Genomic DNA, 9,814 nt, shown 5'->3' on the forward strand with positions numbered 1-9,814 from the left:
CCCTCGTACTGGATGTACTCGGGCTTCCGGCCGGTGCGGCGAGAGGGCGTGCCGGGCGTCGCGACGGGGCGAACGTTGCCTGCCGCGGCACTAGCACTCGCCACGCTGGAGCGCGCCCACCAGGCCGGCCTTCCGGGCTGGGACCTGATCGTCGTGGACGAGGCGCACCGGGTTTCGGGCCGGATCAGCAGGCCGTGGGCGGTCGTCCACGACAACACCCGCATCCCCGCCCTGCGCCGCCTGTACATGACCGCCACGCCCCGACTGTGGCAACTGGACGACGACGCCGGCCAAGGCGCGCCGGGTGAGCTACTGGAGCTGGCGTAGGCCGTGTCGGACCGCGGTGATCAGGTCGGCGGGGTCGGCGAAGGCACGGTTGGCCGTGGCGGTGCGTCGCAGCACCGACCAGATGCCCTCGACCGGGTTGAGATCGGGTGCATAGGGCGGCAGCTGGAAGACGGCGAGTCAGTCGCAGTCGGCGATGTAGCGGCGCATGCCGGCGGCCAGGTGGGTGTTCAAGTTGTCCCAGACCAGCACGATCGGACCTCCGGGTTGCTGGTGGGCACTCTGGATCAGATCGCGGTAGTCCTGCCAGGAGAAGCTTTTGCGTCCGTCGGGCCGGGCATCGGGGCAGGGCCGGTAGATCAGCTTCGAGGGTTCGCCGGCCTTGTAGCAGACCAGGGCGGCGACCGATAAGCGGCGGCGGGAGCGGCCTCGGACACGGATCACAGGGGTGTGGCCGCGGCGAGACCAGGTGCGGCGGGTGGGCGGCGTCATCGAGAAGCCGGCCTCGTCTTCGAAGACGAGCCAGGCGCCGAGCGCCGCCACGGTCCTTCCACCTGGGGCCAGGTCTCCTTCATCCAGCCGGCCAGCATGTTCTCGTCCCACTCGAGCGCCCGGCGGGCGGGGACCTGAGACAGCTCCAGCCTTGTCGCTTGAGCAGCGCGGCCACCCCTTGCACGGTGTAGCCCTCGTGGAACCGGCGTCCGATCAGGGTCTTGATCCGCGACAGGATCCAGGTCTGGTCCGGCCAGGCCGTGCGCGACCGGCCCCTTGAGCAGCTCCCGCTCGAGCACGGCGAAGAGCTCGTCACTCAGCAGCGGCAGTGACGCCGGCCCCTTCGAGGCCAGAGCCCTCGGCCCGCCCTGTGACCAGGCCTTGCGCCAACGCTGCACCGACCGGACGCTGACGCGCAGGTCGTGCGCGATGACCGAGTTCTCGTCGCGGTGCCGGAACCGCTCGGCCGCCTCCATCCGCAACTTCTCACGGAAAGCCCGGCGTTCATCGGTCAGACCACCACCCTGGGCATACCTCATGTACTCGCCGCAGGGATCACGGACCGTCAGCCCTCCGACACCACGCTTTGAAGATCAGTAGGCGGCGGTAGCCGTCGTATTTCGTGGATCGGCCGGGTGCGAAGGGCGCGCTGACGAGGTTCGCCCACGAAGGCACCCTCAACTCCGGTTGGGCGACGCACAAGCGGATGATGGAGCCCAGCGAGGTGGCGGCCTGGGTCGCCGAGCGCGTCGGCCCGCGTGGCGGCATTCGCTACCGCCTGTGCCGAATTTGCGGGCCCGCACTTCCAGTGGCCGGCTGATCCACCGCCGACGGCGGTGGCCTGCTCACACCCCTGCGGCCAGCGGCCTTGTCCGTTACGCGGTTCCGCCTCTGCCCCAGGGAAGCCACCCTGTTTACAGAGTGGTGTCCTCCCACTCTCCGGGCTGGTCGTAGATCTCCTGCAGCAGCTCGGCGAAGGCGTCGCTGTCCAGGAGCAGGCCGTTGTACTGCAGCGGGATCCGCTTGCCGTTGATCAGCGCGGTGGGCGTACCGGGGCCTTCGGGCTCCCGTGCTCCCCCGGCCTTCTCGTAGGCTTTCTGGGAGTCGGTAACGAAGCCGCGGTACTTCATGGACCTCACAGCCGCATCGAACTCCGGGCCGCGCAGACCCTTGACCTTGCCGGCCAGTTGAAGCAGGTAGGCATCCGTGTAGCCGTCGGTGCTCTCCTCGGGCTGGTTCGCGTAAAGCACCTCGTGGTACTCCACGAACTTGCCTTCCTCCAGCGCGGCCCTCAGCGCGTTGACCGCCTTCTTCGACCCGGTGCCGCCGACCCGCTCGTCCAGGAAGGAGGCGAGGGTGTACTCGGCTCTGGCCCTGCGGTCGAGCATCGCTTCCCGCAGTCGCGGACCGCCGCCAGCGGTCTCGAACTCCTCGCAGTACGGACAGCGGGGATCCTCATGCAAGTGCACTGTCACCGGCGCGTCGGGATCGCCGACCGTGATGGTGGTGCCGTCCGCACCGAGTTTCTCCGGCAGTTCCTCTGCGCTCGCGAAGTCAGGCCCGTACCGCGCATGTCGCTGCCCACACCCCACCACCATCAGCACTGCGACCGCGCACACCACAGCCCACCGCCCCCTACGCACCATGCGTCATCCCCTCCCCTGAGAACAGCGCGACCCTAGATCATCCCTACGACAACCGCACCACGAACACCCCTCACCAGACCCGCTCCCGCGGGTTCTCTGCTGGCGCAGTCCCCGGTCTGTGTGTCTGGTGTGGCTGCGCAGCGAGGGTGGTGGTTTCCGGCTGGAGCCGCTTTGTACGGACATGTAGTGCGGCAGGCTGGCGACGGAATCTTGCGCGCAGCGCGGTGAAACCGTCGCAACAGCAGATAGCACGCGCCGCTGACACACCGGGCTGAACTGCAGATATCCGATGCCCCTCCGGAGCCATCGAGGGAGGGCACCGAGTTCGATGGCCTGCAGGCACTCGTCTCGGCGGGGTCTCGGGCTTTCCCTGCGGCCGCACCAGCCGGGGCAGGACCTACACCAGAACGGCCGGCACGGCGTCCTCGGCCGTCCAGTCCCCCTCGAACAGGGCGGCCACCAGGCGTACGTGATGGTCGGGGAGCTGGCTGGCACGGTGCTTGGTGCGGGCCTTGGCGAGCCAGGCGCCGATCTTGACGGTGTCGCCGTCGACGCGGACCGTCTCCCGGGCGGAGGGAACGCGGCCCTCGCGGTGCAGGAAAAGCTCCAGCAGCTGGACGGTCTCCTCGAACGTTCGGCGGGTACGGCGGGCGGGAGCCAGCGGGTTCGCCTCGGGAGTGACGCCGAGCGCGGTCATCAGCTGCTGCTGGCCGTCGGCAAGGGCCGACCAGGTAGTGAGCTGGCGCCCCAGCCAGGAGCCGATCTTCACCCCGCCGATCTGGGTGTCGCGGGTGAGGGCGGCGGGGTCGGCGCCGGTGGCGAGGTGGGCGCGCAGCAGGTGGTATTTGCGGTGCCAGTCCGGGCCATGCGGGAGGCGCCAGTGGGGGTCGAGCGCGGTGAGGGCGTCGGCGCGTGCGCTGGCCAGCTCATTCTTGGTGGCGACATTCCGCCCGGCACGGACGGCGAGAACATCCTGGGCACCGCGTATGAGCCGGTGTGGGCGATCGCCTGCGCGCTGGCCAGCCACGACCACCGCATCCTCGAACGCCTCCCCGACAAGGCCAACCGCCTGCCGAAGGAGACCAGCCAGGTCATCCAGCGGCGCCGGCACTTCGACTTCACCGTCCACCCCGAGCGCATCGCCCAGGCGATGGACCTGGTCTCCTTCGACCCCCGCGACCCGGCCGTCTCCCGCTCCCGCCGCCCGCTCCTACCGCGACCACTACGGCCACCTCGACGTCCCCGCCGACCACATCGACCCCACCGGCTACAAGCTGGGCACCTTCATCACCACCATGCCAGGGAGGCGGTCTTGCCGGCCTTTCCCTGGTGGCCCCGCATTCGGCTGACCCCGGTCGTAGCACCTCTGCGACCGCCCGGCCCGGCGCTCGTACGCCGTCGTTCGTAGCGCACCCGTGATCCGGCTCGGGCGCCCGGGTAGCTCTGGGACACTGCTGCCGTGTCAGCGTTGCTTCCCGCTTTGACCGCAGTGTCCGGTGCGGCCCTTGGTGCCGTGACCACTTATATCGCCAACAGGTCCACCATGCGGCTCAACCTGGAGCACGAGTACGACCGCACGCTGCGCGACAAGCGGCTGGCGGCCCACCAGGCGCTCTTCCACCTCACCCGGCATCTCCCGCGGCACTGGATGCTGATCCCGGTGCCCACGCGATCGGACCTGCTGCCGGTCCGCGCCTCCTTCCGCAACTGGTACTTCGCCGAGGAGGCCCACGGGATGTTCCTGTCGCAGGGCTCCAAGCGGGCCTACCTCGCCCTGGAGGACGCCCTCGACAAAGTGCTGTTCGTGAGGTCGCCGGACGGCCGCAGCAAGACGGCGGACCGGGCGGATACGCCCCTGACCGCGGGCGAGCTGGACGACCTGCAGCGGCTGGCCAGCGAGCTGCGCCACCAGCTCGTCGCGGACATCGGCGGGTCCAATCCACCGCGCACCCGCTCCACCCGCCCCGACCCCACCTTGCGGGGCACGCCGGACCCGTTCTAGACCGTCGGCCGCGCCGCGGGAACGGACCGCAGGAAGGCGACGAGTTCGGCGGCCACGCCCGGTGCCGCGGCGACGACCGCGGGCACGCCGCCGGCCAGCTCGATCTCCTCGGCGACGCCGCCGGCCGCCGTCACCAGCGCGACGCCCGCCGCGTAGTCCCAGCGGCCGAGGTCCACGCCCACGTAGGCGTCGAGCGTGCCAGTGGCCACCGCCAGCTGGTCGCAGCAGGCGGAGCCGATCCGGCGGAAGTCGCGGGCGCGCGGCAGGAGGTGCTCCATCAGCCGTAGCGAGACCGGCCGCTTGGCAGGGTCGTGCGGGACGCCCACGGACACCACCGCCTCGGCCAGCGAGCCCGTGGACCGGCAGGCCAGCGGCAGCGTGCCCGTGGGGCCGTGCTCGCCGGTCGCGGCCCAGGCCCCGTCCGCCGGCCGCCGGATGACGGCCGCCAGCGGGACGCCGTCGCGGTACGCCGCGACGCTGACCGCGTAGTCGGGCCGCCCCAGGACGAAGTTGCCCGTGCCGTCCACCGGGTCCAGGATCCACTGCACGCCGCTGGTGCCGGGGTGGCTGCCCGACTCCTCGGCCAGGATCGCGTCGTCCGGGCGGTGCCCGCGGATCTCGGCGATCGCCGCCTCCTCCGCCGCCCGGTCCGCCGTCGTCACCAGGTCGTGCGCTCCCTGCTTGGCGGCGACCTCGACCCGCCCGCGGGCCACCACGTCCCGGACCGCCCGCGCCGCCAGTCCGGCGGCCCGTACGGCCACCGCGGTCAGCGGCCCCTGGCCCTCGCCCTCCTCACGCAGGTCGGGCAGGGTGAGCACACCCCGCACGCCGCCGGCACGGCGGATCAGGGCGGCGACCTCCTCGTCCTCGCGGACCCCTCCGGCTTCCGCGGGGCGCAGGCCGGAGGCGTCCGGACAGTGCGTGACCCGCACCACGTAGGCGTAGGCGGGCGCGGCCTCCGCTCCGGTGCGGACCAGGGCGGCCACCCGTCCCCCGATGCCATACCTCGCCCGCAGGGCGGCCATCAACGCGGCCTCGCGGTCCACTGTGGGCAGGCCCCGCGGCACCGGCACGGTGGCGCCGGATTCGCCTCCGCCCGCCTCCTCGACCAACAGGGCGCCGTCGGCGGTGACGAGCAGAACGCGCGGGCTGGAGTCACTCGTCATGGTTCCCCTTACCGTACGGATGGACCCGGGCCGGGCTGCAGCGGTCGGCCCGGTCATCGTAGGGCCGCTGACCGCTCTCCGCCGTCGGCTGTGACGGGGTGGCGGTGGGCGGCTTCCGGCTCGGGCCCCGCGCGGATGGCGGGGCCTTCAGAGGGCCGGGGAGGGCGGTGAAGGGCTCACGAGGGCTGGGCGGAGGGTGCGGGTGAGAGGCTAGGGCGGGGGACGGCGGGGGCGGGGTGGATTCGACCGCGCCATCGTGGCACCGACTGGTACTCGGCAGCATGCCAACGAGGGTGCGGCCCCCTGCGTCAGCGGCGGATAGCGACGACTTCCACCTCCGCGTTCATCGCGCGCAGCCGCCTGACTGCCTGGAGAAGCGAGACCTGGTTCTTCTTCCAGGGTCTCGAGGAAGCCGGCCCCTACCTCGAACCATTTGCCGTTGCCGTAGAACAGGCGGTCTGTGCCCATCATTGTGTCGGCGATGAGCCACTCTTTCCTGTTGGTGGTGACGCTGGCCGGGGTCAGGAAGTCGTCGTCGCCGAACATGGTGACCCGTACGTCGCCGAGGGCTTTGAGCCGTTCTCCCTCGGTTTGTCCTGTACGAGCTGCAGCAGGTGGTGCAGCTCAAGGTCATTCGTCTCGACCGTCCGGGTACCTCGTCTGGCGCGGAACGCCTGGGCAGAGCTGTAGCTTTCCTGACACGAGTCCGGAATCCCAATGATGAGACGGGGACTGTCCGGGTCCGCAAGGTGCTTCATCGCCCGCAAGGGCATCGAGTCCTCCAAGCGGCTGGGCCGCCATCGCTGGGTCGTCGAACGAACTGTGTCCTGGCTCGCCGGCTGCCGACGCCTCCACCGCCGCTACGAGCGCAAGGCCGAACACTTTCTCGCCTTCGTCGGCATCGCCGCAGCCCTCATCAGCTACCGCCGACTCACCAAGTGAAACGACGTCCAATGCGGGCTCAGCCCGGTGAACGGGGCTGTCCAGGACGGCTCTGACGACGTGATCACACCTGCCACGGCAAGATCATCCCACTCGGGGCCTCCCTGAGATCGAATCTTGAGCGCATGCCACGGAACCATGAGCAGCTAGAGTGCGGCTGCGACGCGATGAGGGGGCACGGTGGCCAAGGTCAATATCAGTCTCGACGCCGAACTCGTAGTGGAAGTGATGGTCCTGGCGGGGATCGGCTCGCCCCAGGACGCGATCGAGGCGATCGTGCGGGACTACATCGCCCGTGGCCACCGTACGGAGGCTCGCACCGAGCTCAAGGACCAAAGTCTGCGCGAGCTCGACGTCAAGCCGCAGGAGCCGCAAGGCTGAGACCCTGCCGCGTACCGCCGCTCAAACCGCCAGGCGACGCATCCAAGAGTCCGCCGGCACAGACGACGGACGGCAGTTACGGGACAGCCCTAAGTGAAGTCAAGAGCAATCTCATACACAAGCAGGTGCCCAAGTCGAAGAAGCAGCAGACGATCTCACACACCTGAGACGAGGTGAGAACCCACAGCGGTGCTCGGTGACCGCGGCTACGATCACGACAAGTACCGCCGGCTCGTTTGGGGCCTCGGCGTGAAACCGCTGATCGCCCGCCGGGGCACCGAACAGGGCTCCGGACTCGGTGCCCAACGCTGGGTCGTGGAGCGCGCGTTCGCTCACCTGCACTGGTTCCGCCGTCTGCGGATCCGCTGGGAGATCCGCGACGACATCCACGAAGCGTTCCTCACCCTGGGATGCGCACTCATCTGCCGGCGACGCCTTCGTGCCTTGAAGAGTGGGCGTGAAATTTAGTTGGGTCCTACCTCATGAGCCACTACGTCAAGACGTTCCATGCCGTTGAGATCGGTGACGGCGCAGACGGTCGGTGGGCTGCGCATGTCCGTTCAGCCATGGCGAAGCCGGAGGACTGGCTGACCGAGGAGGGCAGGACCCCCGAGGGCGCAGCGCAGGCCCGGCAACTCTTCGAAACGCACATGCCCGAGCTGCTCCCCGTGCTAGACCGACTCGCGGATCAACTGGAATCTCCTCAGGCCAAGACGCTTCTCACCATGGCGACCGTGCGGCCGTTCTTCTCTGGCTGTACCCAGATCGGCCACGAGGGCACGCTGCTCAGAAACTACGACTTCGCCCCCGAGCACTGCGAAGGCACCATCATCTCCTCCCGCTTCCTGCGCCCCGTGGTCGGCATGCAGGAAGCGGGGTGGGGCCTGCTGGACGGCATGAACGACGCCGGCCTCGCGGTGTCGCTCACCTTCGGCGGACGGTTCGTCCACGGACCGGGATTCGCCATGCCCCTCGTGCTGCGCTACGTCCTGGAGACCTGCCGGACCGTCGACGAGGCGGTCTGCGGACTGCGCACCCTGCCCGTCGCGATCCCGCAGAACGTCACTCTCGTCGACCCGGACCGGAGCGTGACGGTTCACGTGGGCCCCGACATTCCTATGACCGAGGCACCGGACTCCTGCGCCGCCAACCACCAGCACCTGCCGGTGCCGGACGAGCAGGAACGAACCACCCGGACACAGGCCCGGCTGGCCGCCGTACGGGCGGCGGGAATCGATGTCCCGGCGATGCTGCGACCACCGCTGTACCAGCGCGCGTACGACCACTGGCTGGGCACCGTGTACACGGCCCACTACCGCCCTGCGGAAGGCTGCGTGACGTACCACTGGCCCGGCGAGCACTGGGAACACACCATCGCCGGATTCACGCCGGGAACACGCACCGTTGCCCTGGGGCTGTCCGGCGACAACAACGATCACTGACGCACAACCGACCGTCGCCCGCACTCACTTCGTTAGGAATTCTTAGGCCGGGCCGACGGGTAGGAGATCGGGTTTCCACGCGAGGGATCTTGCGCACGTGGACGGTGCGGGGCGAAGTCGTCGCGGAAGACGCCGACGCGGGCGAGGGGTAGAGGTGCGCTGACCGGGCCGCCCTCGGCGGCACCGTCCGCATCGCCGACGCGGTCCGCGTCTTCCGTTCCTACGGCCGGTGCTCATCCGGCGGGACTGCACCTCAAGGTGAGTCGCGCCTGCTCTCATGTCGCGCTGGAACTCCAGCACGACATGAGAGCTCGGAGACGACGATCTTGTTCCAGATCGTCGGCTGCCACCCTCGGACGTTCTTCCGAGCGCGTGAGGGCTGCCCCTGCGGGACCGTCAGGTCAGCACTCGCCGCCCCACTTGGCCCAGTTCAGCGTGATCGGCCCGGTCAGCCGGACTTTGTTCCCGCCGGGCGGGTAGTGCAGGCAGCCGCTCGTGGTCGCGCCGCCGTTCGACCAAGTTGCCTTGTACCAGATGTGGTCGGCGCCCGGCCACGCGATCCCGTTGTTCATGATCGAGATGCCGTTGGCGGAGTACAGGTTGGACAGGTTGTTCTTCGACTTCCAGGTGGGTACGCCGCTGAAACTCGTGTTGTTCCAGACGCATACGTACTCGCGCGGGCAGTCGGACGTGGAGGCTGACGCCGCGGGTGCGGTTGCCAGGCCGGTGCCGACCATGGCCAGTGCGGCGACCCCCAGGCCGAGACTTCTGCGGATACTCGTCTTCATGGTTCCCCCATTTCTCCTCGGCTCCGGAATGCCGAGGTAGAGGCAATGTAGGAACGCCACTTGAGCGCCGCACCCCTTTTCGTCGAATCTCCAGATGGTTGTACTGCTTTCCGGTCATTGGCACCAGCGAGACCGGTTGGTGCTGCTCTGACCCTCGGAGTAACTCACAGCCCCGAGCGGGGATCAGCCGGGCGGCCATGCGTGGTGCCCTGGGGCGGATGACCTCGACGAGCCTTCGGCGGCCTGCCTTGCGCAGAGCGGCCGGGGATCCGTAGCGCTCGAGCAGCCAGGTGGCGGCGGGGTGGTCCAGGCGGGGGCCGAGGACGCGTTCGAGGCTGGGGTGGAACTGGGTGAGCAGGCCGCGGATGCGGTCGGAGGTGCGGTTGGCCTCGCCGGCGAGGTCCTGGTCGAAGCCGACGAGCATGGTCAGCTCGGCGGTGACCTCGTCGGTCAGGTCGAGGGTGCGCAGGGTGTGGGGCATGGTGCGGGCGGTGTCCGCGATGACGGCGGTGTCCTTCGCATCGGTCTTGGCTTCGCCGGGGTAGAGGTCGGCGATCCTGCGCATCGCCAGTCCAGGCAGGTAGGCGACCTGACAGCCGGCGTCCCGGGCGACGGTCAGTGGCAGGGCGCCGATGGAGGCGGGCTGGTCCACGACCACCAGGACGGTGCC

7 protein-coding genes and 5 pseudogenes are annotated in these 9,814 nt (G+C 69.5%); 6 read left to right on the top strand and 6 right to left on the bottom strand.

The genetic code is table 11. The annotated features are described in order from the left end of the window. Positions 1-84: 84 nt before the first annotated feature. A pseudogene (locus ACWDNY_RS30440) lies at positions 85-315 on the top strand (DEAD/DEAH box helicase family protein); the annotation flags it as partial. Here the strand turns inward: ACWDNY_RS30440 and ACWDNY_RS30445 are convergent. The 3 genes and pseudogenes from ACWDNY_RS30445 to ACWDNY_RS30455 all read right to left on the bottom strand — a co-directional run bounded on the left by ACWDNY_RS30445 (position 310) and on the right by ACWDNY_RS30455 (position 3,450). Continuing rightward, positions 310-1,316: pseudogene (locus tag ACWDNY_RS30445) on the bottom strand (IS630 family transposase). The pseudogenes ACWDNY_RS30440 and ACWDNY_RS30445 sit on opposite strands and share 6 nt — an antisense overlap. A gap of 375 nt (positions 1,317-1,691) precedes the next feature. Beyond that, positions 1,692-2,423, bottom strand: a complete 732-nt coding sequence (locus tag ACWDNY_RS30450) for a DsbA family protein (RefSeq protein ID WP_451649041.1) — start codon at positions 2,421-2,423, stop codon at positions 1,692-1,694. Positions 2,424-2,820: 397 nt separating this feature from the next. Next, positions 2,821-3,450, bottom strand: coding sequence for a hypothetical protein (locus ACWDNY_RS30455; RefSeq protein ID WP_451649042.1), 630 nt, complete (start codon positions 3,448-3,450; stop codon positions 2,821-2,823). Between the two features lie 486 nt (positions 3,451-3,936). Between ACWDNY_RS30455 and ACWDNY_RS30460 the strand changes: the two genes are divergently transcribed. Continuing rightward, entirely contained in the window at positions 3,937-4,425 is a 489-nt protein-coding gene (locus tag ACWDNY_RS30460; RefSeq protein WP_451649043.1) for a hypothetical protein, read from the top strand. On the opposite strand, the gene ACWDNY_RS30465 is transcribed toward ACWDNY_RS30460, so the two are convergent. Then, the gene (locus ACWDNY_RS30465; RefSeq protein ID WP_451649044.1) at positions 4,422-5,591 is read right to left on the bottom strand and encodes an inositol monophosphatase family protein; all 1,170 of its coding nucleotides are present in this window, start codon (positions 5,589-5,591) and stop codon (positions 4,422-4,424) included. The genes ACWDNY_RS30460 and ACWDNY_RS30465 overlap by 4 nt on opposite strands. Positions 5,592-6,347: 756 nt before the next feature. Here ACWDNY_RS30465 and ACWDNY_RS30470 point away from each other — a divergent pair. The 4 genes and pseudogenes from ACWDNY_RS30470 to ACWDNY_RS30485 all read left to right on the top strand — a co-directional run. After that, positions 6,348-6,533: pseudogene (locus tag ACWDNY_RS30470) on the top strand (transposase); the annotation flags it as partial. A 180-nt stretch (positions 6,534-6,713) separates the two neighbouring features. Continuing rightward, positions 6,714-6,914, top strand: a complete 201-nt coding sequence (locus ACWDNY_RS30475) for a type II toxin-antitoxin system VapB family antitoxin (RefSeq protein WP_356935954.1) — start codon at positions 6,714-6,716, stop codon at positions 6,912-6,914. Positions 6,915-7,109: 195 nt separating this feature from the next. Beyond that, positions 7,110-7,382, top strand: a pseudogene (locus ACWDNY_RS30480) (transposase); the annotation flags it as partial. A 98-nt stretch (positions 7,383-7,480) separates the two neighbouring features. Next, positions 7,481-8,356, top strand: coding sequence for a C45 family autoproteolytic acyltransferase/hydolase (locus ACWDNY_RS30485; RefSeq protein ID WP_451649045.1), 876 nt, complete (start codon positions 7,481-7,483; stop codon positions 8,354-8,356). Positions 8,357-8,757: 401 nt separating this feature from the next. Here ACWDNY_RS30485 and ACWDNY_RS30490 read toward each other — a convergent pair whose 3' ends face one another. Continuing rightward, the gene (locus tag ACWDNY_RS30490; RefSeq protein ID WP_451649046.1) at positions 8,758-9,144 is read right to left on the bottom strand and encodes a peptidase inhibitor family I36 protein; all 387 of its coding nucleotides are present in this window, start codon (positions 9,142-9,144) and stop codon (positions 8,758-8,760) included. A gap of 181 nt (positions 9,145-9,325) precedes the next feature. Then, positions 9,326-9,814: pseudogene (locus ACWDNY_RS30495) on the bottom strand (IS110 family transposase); the annotation flags it as partial.

This window comes from Streptomyces sp. NPDC003697 (genome assembly GCF_053587115.1).